The 15,416-nt window shown below is 70.8% G+C and carries 18 protein-coding genes; 13 read left to right on the forward strand and 5 right to left on the reverse strand.

Annotated features, from left to right (window positions below; translation table 11 throughout):
- Positions 1-14 precede the first annotated feature (14 nt).
- Together ACFO6V_RS04545 and ACFO6V_RS04550 are read right to left on the reverse strand one after the other, a co-directional pair.
- Positions 15-683: a response regulator transcription factor gene (locus ACFO6V_RS04545; RefSeq protein WP_377132689.1), complete on the reverse strand. Its 669-nt coding sequence runs from the start codon at positions 681-683 to the stop codon at positions 15-17.
- Positions 665-1,798, reverse strand: coding sequence for a sensor histidine kinase (locus ACFO6V_RS04550; RefSeq protein WP_377132691.1), 1,134 nt, complete (start codon positions 1,796-1,798; stop codon positions 665-667). The genes ACFO6V_RS04545 and ACFO6V_RS04550 overlap by 19 nt, the downstream gene beginning before the upstream one ends.
- Before the next feature lie 162 nt (positions 1,799-1,960).
- On the opposite strand from ACFO6V_RS04550, the gene ACFO6V_RS04555 reads away from it, so the two are divergent.
- The 3 genes from ACFO6V_RS04555 (at position 1,961) to ACFO6V_RS04565 (ending at position 4,975) form a co-directional block, all read left to right on the forward strand.
- Positions 1,961-2,671, forward strand: coding sequence for an ATP-binding cassette domain-containing protein (locus ACFO6V_RS04555; protein WP_377132693.1), 711 nt, complete (start codon positions 1,961-1,963; stop codon positions 2,669-2,671).
- Positions 2,668-3,462 (forward strand): hypothetical protein, encoded by a 795-nt coding sequence (locus ACFO6V_RS04560; RefSeq protein WP_377132695.1) that lies wholly within the window; start codon positions 2,668-2,670, stop codon positions 3,460-3,462. The genes ACFO6V_RS04555 and ACFO6V_RS04560 overlap by 4 nt, the downstream gene beginning before the upstream one ends.
- A 121-nt stretch (positions 3,463-3,583) precedes the next feature.
- Positions 3,584-4,975, forward strand: a complete 1,392-nt coding sequence (locus ACFO6V_RS04565) for an ABC transporter substrate-binding protein (protein WP_377132697.1) — start codon at positions 3,584-3,586, stop codon at positions 4,973-4,975.
- A 7-nt stretch (positions 4,976-4,982) separates the two neighbouring features.
- Here the strand turns inward: ACFO6V_RS04565 and ACFO6V_RS04570 are convergent, their stop codons facing one another.
- On the reverse strand, positions 4,983-5,192 hold the full coding sequence (locus ACFO6V_RS04570; RefSeq protein ID WP_377132699.1) for a helix-hairpin-helix domain-containing protein: 210 nt from the start codon (positions 5,190-5,192) through the stop codon (positions 4,983-4,985).
- 77 nt (positions 5,193-5,269) lie between these two features.
- On the opposite strand from ACFO6V_RS04570, the gene ACFO6V_RS04575 reads away from it, so the two are divergent.
- Positions 5,270-5,995 carry an alpha/beta fold hydrolase gene (locus tag ACFO6V_RS04575; RefSeq protein ID WP_377132701.1) on the forward strand — a complete coding sequence of 242 codons (726 nt, stop codon included), beginning with the start codon at positions 5,270-5,272 and terminating at the stop codon, positions 5,993-5,995.
- A 164-nt stretch (positions 5,996-6,159) separates the two neighbouring features.
- Here the strand turns inward: ACFO6V_RS04575 and ACFO6V_RS04580 are convergent, their stop codons facing one another.
- Positions 6,160-6,738 (reverse strand): TetR/AcrR family transcriptional regulator, encoded by a 579-nt coding sequence (locus ACFO6V_RS04580; RefSeq protein WP_377132703.1) that lies wholly within the window; start codon positions 6,736-6,738, stop codon positions 6,160-6,162.
- A 140-nt stretch (positions 6,739-6,878) separates the two neighbouring features.
- On the opposite strand from ACFO6V_RS04580, the gene ACFO6V_RS04585 reads away from it, so the two are divergent.
- Both ACFO6V_RS04585 and ACFO6V_RS04590 read left to right on the forward strand, forming a co-directional pair.
- The gene (locus ACFO6V_RS04585) at positions 6,879-7,748 is read left to right on the forward strand and encodes an alpha/beta hydrolase (RefSeq protein ID WP_377132705.1); all 870 of its coding nucleotides are present in this window, start codon (positions 6,879-6,881) and stop codon (positions 7,746-7,748) included.
- A gap of 125 nt (positions 7,749-7,873) precedes the next feature.
- The gene (locus tag ACFO6V_RS04590) at positions 7,874-8,725 is read left to right on the forward strand and encodes a phosphotransferase (RefSeq protein WP_377132707.1); all 852 of its coding nucleotides are present in this window, start codon (positions 7,874-7,876) and stop codon (positions 8,723-8,725) included.
- A gap of 120 nt (positions 8,726-8,845) precedes the next feature.
- Here ACFO6V_RS04590 and ACFO6V_RS04595 read toward each other — a convergent pair whose 3' ends face one another.
- A complete protein-coding gene (locus tag ACFO6V_RS04595) occupies positions 8,846-9,316 on the reverse strand; it encodes a winged helix-turn-helix transcriptional regulator (RefSeq protein WP_377132709.1) in 471 nt (156 codons plus the stop codon).
- A 111-nt stretch (positions 9,317-9,427) separates the two neighbouring features.
- Here ACFO6V_RS04595 and ACFO6V_RS04600 point away from each other — a divergent pair, with 111 nt between their 5' ends.
- The 7 genes from ACFO6V_RS04600 (at position 9,428) to ACFO6V_RS04630 (ending at position 15,350) form a co-directional block, all read left to right on the forward strand.
- A complete protein-coding gene (locus ACFO6V_RS04600; RefSeq protein ID WP_377132711.1) occupies positions 9,428-10,243 on the forward strand; it encodes an oxidoreductase in 816 nt (271 codons plus the stop codon).
- 348 nt (positions 10,244-10,591) lie between these two features.
- The gene (locus ACFO6V_RS04605; protein ID WP_377132713.1) at positions 10,592-11,359 is read left to right on the forward strand and encodes an ABC transporter ATP-binding protein; all 768 of its coding nucleotides are present in this window, start codon (positions 10,592-10,594) and stop codon (positions 11,357-11,359) included.
- Positions 11,356-12,099, forward strand: coding sequence for a hypothetical protein (locus tag ACFO6V_RS04610; protein ID WP_377132715.1), 744 nt, complete (start codon positions 11,356-11,358; stop codon positions 12,097-12,099). The genes ACFO6V_RS04605 and ACFO6V_RS04610 overlap by 4 nt, the downstream gene beginning before the upstream one ends.
- Positions 12,100-12,163: 64 nt before the next feature.
- The gene (locus tag ACFO6V_RS04615; protein ID WP_377132717.1) at positions 12,164-12,964 is read left to right on the forward strand and encodes a hypothetical protein; all 801 of its coding nucleotides are present in this window, start codon (positions 12,164-12,166) and stop codon (positions 12,962-12,964) included.
- An 87-nt stretch (positions 12,965-13,051) separates the two neighbouring features.
- A complete protein-coding gene (locus ACFO6V_RS04620) occupies positions 13,052-14,293 on the forward strand; it encodes a sensor histidine kinase (RefSeq protein WP_377132719.1) in 1,242 nt (413 codons plus the stop codon).
- Positions 14,286-14,951: a response regulator gene (locus ACFO6V_RS04625; RefSeq protein ID WP_377132721.1), complete on the forward strand. Its 666-nt coding sequence runs from the start codon at positions 14,286-14,288 to the stop codon at positions 14,949-14,951. Before ACFO6V_RS04620 ends, ACFO6V_RS04625 begins: the two co-directional genes overlap by 8 nt.
- Positions 14,952-15,038: 87 nt before the next feature.
- A complete protein-coding gene (locus tag ACFO6V_RS04630) occupies positions 15,039-15,350 on the forward strand; it encodes a hypothetical protein (protein ID WP_377132723.1) in 312 nt (103 codons plus the stop codon).
- Positions 15,351-15,416 lie beyond the last annotated feature (66 nt).

Consider the following 15,416-nt stretch of genomic DNA (forward strand, 5'->3'; position numbering starts at 1 on the left):
GCTCTCGCCGCTGCTCAGAGGAGGCCGGCGTCGCGGACGCGCAGCGCGATGGTCACGCGGTTGTCGGTCTCGAGCTTGAGGAAGATGCGGGTCACCGTGGCCTTGACGGTCGCGACGCTGACGAACAGCCGCGCGGCGATCTCCGCGTTGCTCGCGCCGCGCGAGATCTCCAGGGCGACGTCGAGCTCGCGCGGCGTCAGGACGTCGAGCCCGGCGCGTGCGCTCTCGCGCTTCGCGCCGTCGGCCGTGCCCGCCGTCGCCGCCGTGATCACCTGGCGGGCGACGGTCGGCGACATGACGGGCTCGCCGTCCGCCACTGACCGGATGGCCGCGATCACCTTCTCGGGTGCGGCGTCCTTCAGGATGTAACCCGCTACCCCGGCGGCGAGCGCGCGCAGCACCAGGTCGTCCACGTGGAACGTGGTCAGCATGATGATCGCCGGCGGGTCGGGCCGCTGGAGCAGGGCCTCTGCCGTCGTGACGCCGTCCTGGTGGGGCATCCGGACGTCCATGAGCACGACGTCGGGAGCGAGATCGCGGGCCGCGATCTCGGCCTCGATCCCGTCGGCGGCCTCGCCGACGATCTCGATGTCGCTCTCGCCGCCGAGGATCAGGCTGAGGCCGCGGCGGACGAGCGGGTCGTCGTCGACGAGCAGGAGGCGGATCACTCGGTCACGCTCCATGGCAGAGAGGCCTCCACGACGAACCGGTCGCCGTCGTTGTGATGGGTCAGGGTGCCGCCGAGGAGTGCCGCCCGCTCGCCGAGCCCGATGAGTCCTAGCCCGTCGGAGGATACGGAGGCCTTACCCGGGAGGCGCGCCGCGTTCGTCACGCGGACCTCGACGGATGTCCCGGACGCACCACTCAGCTCGACGGTCACGGGCGCGCCCGGCGCGTGCTTGCGCGCGTTGGTCAGGGCCTCCTGCACTATGCGATAGATGTGTCTGCCCACCTGCGGGGGCAGCTGCTCGACGTGCTCGAGCGCCGAGCGGTACCCGACGCGCTGGCCTGCCTCTCGCACCTCGGCGACGAGAGCGGGCAGATCGTCGAAGGAGGGCTGCGGGCCACCCAGCGGGTCCTCCTCGCGCAGGGAGCCGAGAGTGCCGCGCAGCTCCTCGAGCGAGGCGTGCGCATTGTCCCGGATGACCGCCGCGGCCTGGCGGACCTCGTCGGCGGTCAGGTCGGTACGGTGCGCGAGCGCGCCTGCGTGCAGGGACAGGATCGACAGCCGGTGGGCGAGCACGTCGTGCATCTCGCGCGCGATCCTCGCCCGTTCTCCCGCACGCGCACGCTCCAGCCCGTCGCGCCGCTCACTCTCCTGCCGTCGTTCCTCCGACAGCTCGAGCTCCCACCTGCTTCTCCGGTAGAGGCCGAAGCCAACCAGGCACGCGACCATCACGGTGCCGGCGATGGCAGCCACCAGGGTGGTCGTCGATCCCCATCCGGAGTCGACGAACGTGGTGCCGACGAACGCGAGCCACAACACCGCGGCCGCTGCGGCTGTACGTCGGCCGTCGCGGTGGGTGGCGAGCGAGACGAGGGCGACGTACGCGGCACCCGTGGCCGACCCTGACCCGATGGTCAGCAGGGCGGTGCCGACCGCGATGGTGAACGGCAGCCGGCGGCGCCAGCGCAGCAGGACCAGGCCGACCACTCCGAGGGCCAGGTCGAGCGCGGCCTCCGGCCACCCGGCGATGTCGTTCGCGATGACGAACGCCCAGCCGACTCCGACCAGGACCAGCGGGACCGAGGCGATGGCGTAGCGCAGCAGCTCTTGCCTGCCGGTAAGTGGTCTCATCGCGACCGATCGTAGGCAGCGGGTCAGGGCGGTGCCAGTGACCTCGGGCCACGACCGGATAGACCAAGGTCTACGTTCCGGTCGGCTCGGAGGAGACCTGCGGCGCCCGGTATGGCCCGAGGTCCGTAGCACCGGCGACCCCGCGCCGGGTGGACTGGACCCATGATCACTTTCGACCATGTCACCAAGCGCTACGGCGCGTCCCTCGCGCTCGACGACGTCTCGTTCGAGGTGCCGGCGAGCTCCATCACGGGCTTCCTCGGGCCCAACGGCGCCGGCAAGACCACCGCGATGCGGATCCTCCTCGGCCACACCCGGGCCTCCTCGGGCCGGGCGACGATCGACGGGCAGCAGTACGCGACGATCCGCAACCCCGCAGGAACGGTGGGCGCCCTGCTCGACGCGCAGGCCGTCCACCCCGGACGCACGGGTGCCGAGACCCTGGGCATCGCCGCGGCGATGATCGGCGTCGACCGCCGACGCGTCGGACAGGTGCTCGATCTCGTCGGCCTCACCGTCGCCGAGAGCCGGCGCACGGTCAAGGGCTACTCGCTCGGTATGCGTCAGCGCCTCGGGATAGCGCAGGCCCTCCTGGGTGCACCGAAGGCGCTCGTCCTCGACGAGCCGGCGAACGGCCTCGACCCGCAGGGCATCCGGGCCATCCGCGACCTGCTGCGTGCCGTCGCGGACGACGGGTGCGCCGTGCTGCTGAGCTCCCACCTGCTGCACGAGGTGGCACAGCTCGCCGACCGCGTCGTCATCATCGGCCGCGGCCGCATCCTCGAGGCCGGCGCGATCGACCCCAGCGCGGCGCAGGACCTGGAGAACCGCTACTTCAACCTCACCTCGACAGACGATCGGAGCGCAGCATGAGCACCACGACCCTGCCCTACGCCAGCCGACTACGCGTGGACGGAAGGCCCTCACGCACCGTCCCGTTCGCGCGTCTGACCGCGGTGGAGATCCGCAAGCTCACCGACACCCGGACCGCGGTCGTGCTCCTGACGCTGCTCGTGCTCGGGGCCGTCGGGGCGATGCTCCTCCGCACCTTCGTCTTCACACAGGACGTCCAGCACCTCCAGGCCGTGGCCACCAGCACAGGGCCCGTCCTGAGCCTGTTCCTCCCGATCCTCGGGATCATCTCGGTGACGAGCGAGTGGAGCAGGCGCACCGCGCTCACGACCTTCGCCCTCGAACCGCGCCGCTGGCGCGTGCTCGTCGCCAAGGCCGCCGCCGGAACCGCGGTGGCGATCGTCACCAGTGCCCTGATGATCGCGGTCGCCTACCCGACGACCGCCGCCGTGGCCGCCGCACGGGACACGGCGGCGAGCTTCACGCTCGACCCGGCGGTACTCGCCGGCTGGACGGCGACCAACGTCCTGTTCACGCTGTGCGGTATCGCGCTGGGTTCCATGCTGCTCAACGGTGCGGCATCGATCGTCGTCTACCTCGTCGCGTCGATCGCCTGGGGGTTCGTCAGCCTCACCGGCGATCTCGGCAGCACGCTCGCGAGCTGGCTCGACCTCAACGCCACGGCGGTCCCGCTGGCCGACGGCGAGATGACCTCTGCGGCGGTGGGCCCGCTCCTCTCCTCGATCGGCCTGTGGGTCGCGGTGCCCTTCCTCCTCGGCCTCCTGCGCGTGAGCCGGATCGAGCTGCGCTGACCGATCCGGACAAGTCGCTGGACCACGCGGTCCGGTCCCGGCTGGGGTGGCGGCTACGGGTTGCCGCCCCAGCTCGCGGGCCGGATGCTTGACCCGCCGACCGAAAGGGTTACCCCGCCACATGTCCGCACCCGCACCACCAGCCATCCGCCGCTGGACCGTGGCAGCACTCACCAGTGCGTGCGTCCTGGCGCTGGCACTCACCGCCTGCGGCGCCCCCCGGACGGTCGCAGGGGGCAGCGCCGACCGTGCCGGACTGTCCCACGGTGCGCACGACGCCGTCCTCCGGGAGGGCGGCGACCTGCTGGTCTGGGCATGGGAGCCCACGCTGGACAAGGTCGTCGAGGACTTCGAGGCCAAGTACCCCAACGTGAACGTCGAGATGGCGAACGTCGGAACGGGCAACGACCACTACGTCGCCCTGCAGAACGCGATCAGCGCGGGCTCCGGCGTCCCCGACATCACGCAGATGGAGTACTACGCACTGCCGCAGTTCTCCATCGCCGGCTCGCTGGCGGACCTGACCGAGTTCGGCGCGGGTGACCTGAGCAGGTCCTTCTCGGCAGGTCCGTGGGGTGCCGTGACCGCTACCGACGGCGCGACAGGGGACGAGGCCGTGTACGGCCTGCCGATGGACTCCGGCCCGATGGCCCTCTTCTACAACGCGAAGGTCTTCCAGGAGGCGGGCGTGACGGTGCCCACGACGTGGGAGGAGTTCGTCGCCGCCGCGGAGGCCATCCATGCGCACGACCCGGACGCGTACATCACGTCGGACAGCGGCGACGCCGGATTCACGACGTCGATGATCTGGCAGGCCGGCGGTCACCCGTTCAAGGTGGACGGCACGAACGTCACGGTGGACCTCGCCGACGAGGGCAGCACGCGGTTCGCGCGCATGTGGCAGCAGCTCATCGACCGTGGCCTGCTCGCCGACATCCCCGCCTGGTCGGACGTCTGGTTCCAGGCCCTGGGCACCGGCGAGATCGCCGCGCTCGTGACGGGCGCCTGGATGCCCGCGAACCTCGAGACCGGTGCCGGCGCGGCGTCAGGCGACTGGCGCGTCGCGCGGATCCCCCAGTGGACCAAGGGGACCTACCAGACCGCTGAGAACGGCGGCTCCGCGCTGGCGATCCCGGAAGGAAGCCAGAACAAGGAGCTGGCGTACGCCTTCCTCAAGTACGCGAACATCGGCGACGGCGTCACCACCCGTCTGGAGGCCGGCGCCTTCCCTGCCACGATGCGAGACCTGACCGATCCCGCCTTCCTCGCCGAGGAACCCGACTTCTTCGGCGGGCAGCAGATCAACAAGGTCCTGGCCGACTCAGCCGCCCACGTCGTTCCCGGCTGGCAGTACCTGCCCTATCAGGTGCACGCCAACAGCGTCTTCCCCGACACCGTCGGCCAGGCCTACACCGGCTCGGGGACCCTCGCGGACGGGCACAGAGCCTGGCAGGAGTCGGTCATCCGTTACGGCAACGAGCAGGGGTTCAGCGTCACCGGCCCGGACGAATAGGTTCGCGTCAGGGACGCGCGGCACGCGCCTCGGTGAGGAGGCGCACCGCCTTGGGGCCGACGCCGTGGACGGGAAGCAGCTCGTCGAGGTTCTCGGGGAGGTCTTCCATCGTCCGGTATCCCTCGGTCAGCAGGGCACCGGTCGCCGGCCGCCCGATCTTCACGCCGTCGAACACGGGTCCCATGTCCGCCTTGTCCGTGTCTGCCTGGTCCGTCATGAGGCCACGCTACTGCTGAGGCCAGGACGATCACACGTCAGCCTCCGGGCGTGCCCGGCGGTCGATAGCATCACGCGATGGACTCCGCGATCGTGACGACACCTGACGGCGCGCGACTCCATGTAGGCGTCTGCGGTGCCGGGCCGGACGTCGTCGTGCTGTCAGGCGGACCTGGCGCCGTCCACTACCTGGAGTCCGACGAACTGGCTCCGCAAGGCTTCCGAGCCTGGTTCCCGGAACCCCGCGGCGTCGGCCGGTCCGGAGGCGGGCCACACACGATGGCGCACGCCGTGGCCGACCTCGAGGAGGTGCGCAGAGCGGCGGGCATCGAACGGTGGACCGTGCTCGGCCACTCCTGGGGCAGCGACCTCGCCGTCCGCTATGCGCTCGACCGTCCGGAGTCGGTGGTCCAGGTCGTCGGGATCGCCGGGCACGGCCTGCACAAGGACCGCTCCTGGTCCGCGGAGTACGAGGCGGGAAAGGCCGCGGATCCGGGCCCCGACATCGCCTGGTCGGCAGAGGTCTACGCCGCGCTCCAGGAGTCGTTCCTCGACTGGATCCACGAGCCCGGCCTGTGGCGCGGCCTCGCCGACTCGCGGGTGCCGATGGCGTTCCTGGCCGCGGGCGCGGACATCCGCCCGTCGTGGCCACTCGCGCAGCTGGCCGAGCTCGTCCCGGGCGGCCGTTTGGAGACGGTTCCCGACGTCCCGCACGACTTCTGGCAGACCCACCCCGAGCTGTGGCGTGAGGTAGTCACGGCAGCGTGCCGCCGGCCCGAGTTCGGTCCGTCGCACTCGTTGTAGTTCGAGATCGGTCGCTTGCCCTGAGATCGGTCGGTTGATTGACCGATCTCAGGGCAAGCGACCGATCTCGCTCCGGGCCGCGTGCATCCGACCGATCTCGCGATACCGCGAACCTGGAACGCGAACCTCAGACACAGGACACCGGCGGTTCAACGCCGGGTGGTTCACGACGGGCGCTCCTCACCCGTGAAAGCCCCCAGCGAGGTGATGAAATGCTCGGCCGCGGCGTCGATCTCGGCAGTGGGGGTCAGTAGTCGCTGCAGCAGCAGTCCCCGCAGGCACGAAGTGGCGATGATGCTCTGCCGTTCCGCCTGCGCAGGCGTGGCGCCGTCGCGAAGGGCTGCCGCCTCGAGGATGCGCGCCAGGTCGTCTATGTCCGCGACGAACTCGTGGAATGCGTCGTGCTCGTAGACGGCGAGCCCGACCAGGTGGAAGAAGGCACGGATCCGGTCCTCGTGCGCAGGGTCCGAGTAGAAGCTCCAGATGGTCCTGCACAGGGCTTCGAATCCGAGCTCGTCGCCGGCCGCGGCGATGACGAGGTTGTCGCGGCGGCGAGCCTCCGAGAGCACGGCGCGCAGCAGACCTGGCCGCGAACCGAAGTGATAGGTGAGCAGCGTGTGGTGCACACCGAGCCGCTCGGCGACCTGGCGCATCGACAGGTTCGCGCCCGGGCCGTTCTCACCGAACTCGTCGAACAGCGCCTCCAGCAGCCGCTCCCGACCTTCTCCGACCGGCGATCTCACGGTACCTCCCGTTGACGAACTCACCACTGTTGAGTAGCGTACCGGACAGCGAATTAACCACTGTTGAGGACGCTGCGCCAGGCCTTCGAGGGGGTCGTCCTCGTGGTGCGGAACGGCGGCGCCCTGAAAGGAGAAGCTCGATGAGCGAGATGCTGCACGGCTGCCTGCCGGACACGGAGTACTTCGAGACCACCGCACGGTCGGGGCACAGCTACGGCGTCTGGGTGACCACACCGCCCGGCTATGCGGACTCCACAGATCCGCTCCCCCTGATCTACGTGGTGGACGGCAACTGGACCGTTGGCCTCACCGCGCCCCTGATCGTCGTCCAGGCAGACCCGTTCCTGACGATCGGCCCCTACATCCAGGTCAGCATCGGGTACGCCGGCGAGGAGGCCACGGCCTGGGAGCACCTGCGCAACCGAGATCTGGTCCCGCCGGGCGAACCTGTCAGCGCGGAGATGGTGGCCACCGTCGAGTGGGCGCGCGACACCGGGAAGATGACCCAGGAGCAGATGGAGGCCTACCTCGCGGAGCTCTCGGACACGCACGCGGACACCTTCCTCGACTTCCTCACCACCGAGCTCCACCCCCGGCTGCAGTCGAAGCTGCGCGTCAGCGAGTACGGGCACGGACTCTTCGGCTACTCCTACGGAGGCCTCTTCACCCTCTATGCCTGGCTGCGCGGGGCAGCACCGTTCACGACCTTCGGTGCGGGCAGCCCCGGTGTGGTGAGTACGGACAGCCAGATCTTCGAGCTGGTCGAAGCCCTGCCCGAGCCCGGCGGGGACTCCGCTCCACCGCGCCTGCACATCACGCTGAACGAAGCCGAAGCGCTCGGAGATATCCCGATCTACCGAGGAATGGCGCGCAACGTCCTCGCGGTCCTGGACCAGCTGCACATCAAGGGCCGGTCGGAGCAGGTCTCGAACACGATGTTGCATGAGACACATGTCACCGGACTTCAGGCATCGTTCCTCAGCTATCTGAAGGCATGCCACGCACGGTAGCCGGCCTGTTCAGCTGCACCCCAGGCCATGCCGCGACGCCTGGATCTCCGAGACGCACCAGTGGCAGAGTGATCCCATGCCTGGTCTCCGCACCATCCCTTTGCTGCGCTGCGCCGACACGCGCCGTGGGTGACGAACTGAGCCGGCTGAGACCCGAACAGCGCGATCTGCTGGGTCGCTGGGTACCAGATGCACGGCTCCTCGCCGACCACAGCTGGGGCTTGGTCGACACCGTGGTCCTCGAGCTGAGCAGCAACCAGGGTCGCCTCGTCGCCAAGGCCGGCGGACCAGACGACAGCCACATCGGACGCGAGCTTCGAGCCCACAGGGAGTGGACGCACCCCTTGGCCACAACCGGCCACGCACCAACGCTCCTCTACGGCGACGCATCAGCCAAGGTGCTGATCACCCGCTACCTGCCCGGCCAGCTCCTGGAAGGCACTTCAGCCCAGGACGATCCTGACACCTATCGCCAGGCGGGTGAGCTGCTGGCCAGGTACCACGGCCAGGTGTCGGCTCACGACCCCGAGTGGCGTGACAAGTTCCGCGCACGAGTCCGACGAGATCTTGATCGGCCGCACCGAATCGATCCAGGCATCGAGCAGATGGTCCGTTCTGATGTGTCGACCTGGCCCGGCGGAGGATCGGATGTAGTGCCCACCCACGGCGACTGGCAGCCACGCAACTGGCTCATCGATGACGGAGTCGTGCGGGTGATCGACTTCGGCCGCGCCGACCTACGCCCTGCCACTGAGGACTTCGTCCGCCTCGCCCGACAGGACTTCTCTCGCAACCCTCGACTCGAGGCCGCGTTCCTCGATGGTTACGGAGACGATCCTCGCGACCCCGAGCAGTGGCACAGGGATCTCGTCGGCGAGGCGGTCGGCACGGCAGTGTGGGCGTACGGCGTCGGCGATGAGAGGTTCGAGCGCTTCGGACACGGACTCTTGCGCTCCCTGTACCCGAGCGCTGGTTGAGCTCGGCACCGAAGCTCGATCCAGCGGGGCGATGTGCTGCCGTAGATCCGGACAAAACTTCCGCACGAGCCTACGCGGCCAGGGTGAATCCGGACGCCGCTCTGGCGTCGGCCCGGCCGGTCAGGCGCCGGCGAGCTCCGGGTGGAGTGAGTCGCGGGTGACCGGCCGGCCGCAGTGGTGACAGACCAGGTCGACCTGGACCGGTTCGCCGCACGTGTGCCGGCGGGTGAGGGCCGGGTTGTCCACCGCCCACTTGTCGCCCCACTGGGAGAGCGAGAGCAGCACCGGGAACAGCTCTCGGCCGGCCTCGGTGAAGTGGTACTCGTGGCGCGGCGGGTGGTCGCTGTACGGCCGGCGCTCGATGACGCCAGCGGCCTCCAGCTTGCGGAGCCGGTCGGCGAGGATGTCACGGGACACCCCGGTGTAGCCCGCGATGCGGGCGAACCGGTGCACGCCGTAGCCGATCTCGCGCAGCACCAGGAGCGACCACCGCTCCCCCAGGACTTCCAGGGCGGCGGCGAGCGAGCACGGCCGGACCTCCAGAGGCAGCTCTGCCATGCGGACGCCGGTGGGCGGGTCGAGATCGGTCATCAACTCACCCTAGACGGGTGTGTTGCCATTTCCAACTCACCCGTCTACGGTTGCGGCCAGTCGGTAGGAAATCACAACACAGTGCCTTCCACCTGAGCCCAGGAGTTCATGATGACGACGACCCGCCCGGTAGCCCTCGTGACCGGTGCATCCTCCGGTATCGGGAAGACCGCCGCGCTCGGCCTGGTCAAAGCGGGTTTCGACGTGGTCGGCACCAGCCGCGACGCCTCGCGCACGGCACCGCTGGACGGCGTGACGTTCCTCGACCTCGACGTGGCCGACGACGCCTCGGCCACCGCCACCGTCGCGCAGGTGATCGAGCGGTTCGGGCGGATCGACGTCCTCGTCAACAACGCCGGGGTCGGCTCGATCGGCGCGGCCGAGGAGAGCTCCGTCGCGCAGGCCCAGGCCGTCTTCGACATCAACGTGTTCGGCGTCATGCGCATGGTGCGGGAGGTCCTGCCGCACATGCGGGCGCGCGGCGCGGGACGGATCATCAACCTCTCGTCCGTGCAGGGATTCATCCCCGCGCCGTACATGGCCGTCTACGGCGCCTCCAAGCACGCGATCGAGGGCTACTCGCAGTCCCTGGACCACGAGGTCCGGCAGTACGGCATCCGGTCGCTGCTCGTCGAGCCCGCATACACCCGGACCGGGTTCGAGGCCAACAGCACGAAGCCTGACCTGCCGCTGCCGGTGTACGCGGAACAACGGCAGATCTTCGGCCGCGTGATGGCGGAGGCCGTCGAGCACGGCGACGACCCCGCCGTCGTCGCCGCGGTGATCGTCACGGCAGCGACGGATCGGAAGCCGAGGCTGCGCTACACCGCGGGCACCCTGGCCGGACGCGCCAGCGTGCTGCGCCGTTTCGCTCCCGCCGGGATCTTCGACAGCCAGATCCGCTCGATGAACAAGCTGGCCGGCTGAGACCCACCCGCACCGCAGGTACCGACGCTCCACCGATCACCAGGAGAGACCCGTGCCGGACATCTCAGATCCCGCCGCGACCATCGCCCGCTGGCGTGCCGCGGCAGAGCGGGGTGACGCCGACGCCGCAGCCGCGCCGGCCCGAGCCCGGACGTCGCGGTGCACGAGATGGTCTCCTTCGGGGACCGCCGTGTGGTCCCCCTGACCCGGCCCGAGGGCTCCTGAGAGACGCCTTCGCCCCGGCTGCGCCCGAGCCCGGCCACCCGAAGTTCAACCCTGGGGTGGCATCGCCGGCCACCGGCCTCTTCGTAGCGTCGACACACGTCGTTCGCAGACCGGAGGTCGCTGATGGGTATTCAGGTGCAGTCACTGGGCAAGCAGTACGGGAAGACCTGGGCGGTGCGTGATCTGTCGTTCGAGGTGCAGCCGGGAAAGGTGACCGGATTCCTCGGACCGAACGGGGCGGGCAAGTCCACGACGATACGTTCGATCGTCGGGCTCGACCGCCCCACCACGGGCAGGGCGCTGATCGACGGCGTGCGGTACGTCCGGCTGCGAGCGCCGCTGCGGGAGGTGGGCACGGTGCTGGACGCGAGGTCCGCGCACCGGTCCCGGCGGGCTGTCGATCATCTGCGCACCGTCGCCGCGACGCACGGGTTCCGGGCGGCGCGGATCGACGAGGTGATCGGGCTGACCGGTCTCGAGAGCGCGGCACGTGTCAGGGCAGGGAAGTTCTCCCTCGGGATGGGTCAGCGCCTGGGGATCGCCGTCGCGCTGCTGGGCGACCCGCACACCTTGATCCTGGACGAGCCGGTCAACGGGCTGGACCCGGACGGCGTCGCGTGGATCCGCGGGCTGCTGAGCGCGCTCGCCGCCGAGGGGCGCACGGTGTTCCTGTCGTCGCACCTGCTGAGCGAGCTGGCACTCGTCGCGGACCACGTGGTGGTGATCGGGCGGGGCGAGCTGATCGCGGACGCGCCGATCGCGGAGCTGACCTCCGACGCCGGCCGGACGCTCGAGGAGGCGTACCTCCGGCTGACCCGGGACGCCGTCGAATACCGCGGCGGACAAGTGGGTGAACCGCAGCCCGGCGCCGCGGGCGGGAGCGGGGCGTGACCGCCGTGGCTCGGTCCGTGCGCGCCGAGTGGCTGAAGTTCCGCTCGCTCCCTTCGAACCTGGTCACCGCGAGCGCCGCGTTCGCCCTGATCATCGGTCTCGCCGCGATGCTGCTGTCGGCCCAGGACGGCGTGGGCCCCGTCCCGGCGGCGACGGCGACCGAGCTGCTGGCCGGGGTCGCGTGGGCGCAGTTCGTGCTGGCGGTGCTCGCGGTGGTGCTGATCTGCTCGGAGTGGGCGTCGGGCACCAGCAGGGTCACGTTCCTGGCCGTGCCGAACCGGTGGCCGGTCCTGGCCGGGAAGGTCTTCGTCGTGGGCGCCGTCGGGCTCGTCGCCGGCGCCACAGGGGGCGGAGCTGCCTTCGCCCTGGCATCCGCCACAGGTATCGACCTGGGCGCGGAGCCGGCCCTCGTGGCCCGGCTGGTGGCCGGCGCCGGGCTCTACCTGGGCACGATCGCGGTGCTGGCGCTCGGGATCGGGACGATCGTGCGCGACCTCGCGGGCTCGATCCTCGTGGTGGTCGTGTTCCTGTGGGTCACCCCGTTCGCCGCCACCGTGATCCCGGTACCTGAGGTACAGGAGCTCACGCTCTACCTGCCGACGTCGGCGGGCCTGCTGCTCCTCGCGCCCGACGGCGCCTCCGCCGAGCTCGGGCCCTGGGGCGGATACGCCGTCCTGCTCGCCTGGACGGCCGCCGCGCTCGCGGGTGCCGTCGTCGCGCTGCGGGCTCGAGATGTCTGACGGCAAGGAGCGCACCGACGCGCTCGAACGCTCTGACCAGCACGCACACAGTGGAGGTAACCCGATGACCCGCCGCAGCACCCTGACCCCGGCCCGTCCCCTGCTCGTCGGCGCGGTCGTCGCTGAAGCCGTGAAGCTGTGGACGCTGCTCTCCCACCGCGTGCTCGCCGCCGGCGCACTGCTCATGATCGCCGGCACCGGCGCGCTGCTCTCGATCAGCCTGCGGTCCCGGCTCGCCGATCCCCGGTTCGCCGGGCAGCCGGTCACCGCCGAGCCGATGCAGTTCATGGACAGCGTGCTGTGGGCGCAGATCGTCGTCGCCGTGCTGGCCGTCCTCGCGACCACCGGCGAGTACACGTCGGGACAGGCCCGGCTGTCGCTGCTCGCCCTGCCGACACGATCACCCTGGCTGGCCGCCAAGGCCCTCGTACTGGCCACGCTCGGGTTCCTGATCGGTGCGATCGGTGCGGCGTGCGGCCTCGGCCTCTCGGTGCTGATCCTGGCGGGGTCCGACGTCGTGTACGCGCCCCGGCTCGGAGAGTCCGTCGCGCTCGCGCTCGGTTCGGGGGCCTACCTCGCGGCGATCGCGGTCCTCGCCACGGGCCTGGCGGCTGCTCTGCGCCACGTCGCCGGCGCGCTCACCGCCGTGCTCGGGCTCCTGGTCGTGGCGCCGCCGCTGGTGTCGTCGATCCCCGGCATCGGGGAAGCCGCCGACTACACCCCGACCTCTGCGGGGCGCCGGCTCATCTCCGACTTCCACTCCGTCGCGCAGCTCGATCCCTGGACGGGTTTCGGCGTGCTCGCGCTGTGGGCGGTCGTCGCACTGCTCGTGGCGGGCGTGCTGCTCCACCTGCGAGACGCCTGACGTGCGGCCCGACATGCCGCCTCACAGCCGGCTGACCTGCCGCACCACGCAGAATGGACCCGGACACCTACCGCGAGGAGGGGAACGATGACGCCGGAGCGCCTGCGGGTCGAGGCCGCGGACCTGACGCGTCCGCCGTCGCGCCTCGCGCTCTGGGTAAGCGGGCACCCGGGCACCGTGGACGTCGTCGTCGTGGTCGCCGCGGGGCTCCCCCATCTGCTCGCGCTGAGCCTCCGCGCCGAGGGCAGCGCATGGTGGGGTTACCTCCTGCTCGCTGCCTCGGCCGGGGCCCTGCTGGCTCGCCGCCGGTGGCCGCTCGCGGTGCTGATCGTGGCCGCCCTCGCCGGCGCGCTCGGCGCGCTCACGCAGCCGGGCTTCGGTCTTCCGATGCTGCCGTTCGCTGCCGCGCTGTACACGGTCGCCTCCCGCCGGACGACGGCCCGCACGGTGATCGGCTACGGCGCGGCGGTTGCGGTGGCCGTGCTCGCCACCGTCCCGTACTCGCTGAGCGGGGTCCGCCCGCAGCTCGTCTCCCTGATGGACCCCGTCACGCTGGTCGCCCTCGCCGCAGGGTTCCTGGTCAGGAGCCGGCGGGACCACACCCGCTGGCTCACCGAGACCATGAACCAGCGGATCGACAACGCGGCCCTGACCGAACGCACCCGCATCGCCGCCGAGATGCACGACCTCGTCGCCCACTCGCTCACCGTCATCGTCGCCCTCGCCAACGGCGCGACCAGCGCCGCGCAGAAGCATCCCGAACGGTCGCGCAAGGCGGTGGAGCAGATCGCCGCGGTCGGCCGCGACGCGCTCGGCGACATGCACCGCACCCTGGCCCTGCTCCGCGACGCCGACGCCGGGCTCGACGCCAACCTCCACCACTCCGGTGACAACCTCCCCGCCCTGGAGGAGCTGGCCGAGGGTTTCCGGGTCGCGGGGCTGCCCGTCACGCTGACCCGGACCGGGCCCGCGCTGCCGGCCGACGCCGCCCTCCGGCAGGCCGTCTACCGGGTCACGCAGGAGTCCCTGACGAACACGCTCCGGCACGCGCACGCTCCCACCGGGGCGACCGTGGCGGTCGACCACGGCGACGGCGTCGTCGTCCTGACCATCACGGACGACGGCGGGCCGGTCACCCGGCAGGGCCCGCCGGGGCACGGGCTGGTCGGCATCCACCAGCGCGCCGCCGCCCACGGCGGTGCGGCCGAGTCCGCGGCGGTGCCGGGCGGCGGCTGGCGCACCCGCGTCGTCCTGGCCTCCGCCGGTACGCGCGCCGCCCCGGACTCCAGAGAAGCGAGCACCGAGAGGAACGACCCGGTAGATGGCTGAGCCGCGCCCGCCGATCCGCGTGCTCCTCGTCGACGACCACGCCCTCATCCGTACCGGCAACTCGCTGGTGCTGGCCGCGACCGACGACATCGCCGTCGTCGGCGAGGCAGGCACCGGCGAGGAAGCCGTCGCCCTTGCCAGCACCCTCCGGCCGGACGTGGTGCTCATGGACGTGCGGATGCCCGGGATCGGCGGCATCGAGGCCACCCGCCGCATCACCGAGGCGGGTCCGGGCACGAGGGTCGTCGTGCTCACGACGTTCGACCTCGACGTCTACGCCTTCGAGAGCCTGCGGGCCGGCGCCAGCGCCTTCCTCCTGAAGAGCGCCACACCCGCCGAGCTCACCGACGCGATCCGGACCGTCGCGGCCGGGGACGCCGTCCTCGCACCCCGGGTCACCGGTCGGCTCATCGAGGCCCACGTCGCGACCCTGGACCGCGCCGACACCGCCCCTCGGGCACTGCTCTCGCCGCGCGAGTACGACGTCTTCCTCGGTATCGCACGAGGACTGTCCAACCCCGAGATCGCCGCCGAGCTCACGCTCGCACTGCCGACGATCAAGACCCACGTCAACCGCATCCTCGCCAAGCTCGGTGCCCGCGACCGGGTGCACCTCGTGATCCTCGCCTACCAGCACGGCATCGCGCGGACCGGCTGAGCACCTACCCGATTCGGCTCCGTTCCGGCGAATTCACCCTGCCATCCGCGAGACCCGCACCGCACGCGCGGCGTAGCGTGGCGAGCTGTGGACGATGACGAGCTCGTGGCGGCCATGATGCAACCTCTGGAGATCGACTTTCAGGTCACCGACCACTTCGACGAGTGGGACACGGAGGGCATCGCGCAGTTCCGCCGCTGCGGACGCCGGGCGATCCGGAAGCTCGGCTACAAGGCACACACGTTCCAGACCGACCCGGCGAAGCGGGCCGACCGCCGCGTGATCGTGTACGCCATGATCACGAACCGCACCGAGGAGGACGAGGCGCGCCTCGCCGAACGCAGCTGGTTCCTGATCCAGAACATGCCGTCCCCGTTCGAGGAACGCACGGACCCGTAACCTCCCGCCCGGACACGATCTGCTGGGCGGGGGGCGTGAGATCAATCAGTTGCCTCCGCCGGAGTT

Origin of the sequence: Promicromonospora alba, from assembly GCF_042654905.1 — a bacterium.
GTDB classification, from domain to species: domain Bacteria; phylum Actinomycetota; class Actinomycetes; order Actinomycetales; family Cellulomonadaceae; genus Promicromonospora; species Promicromonospora alba.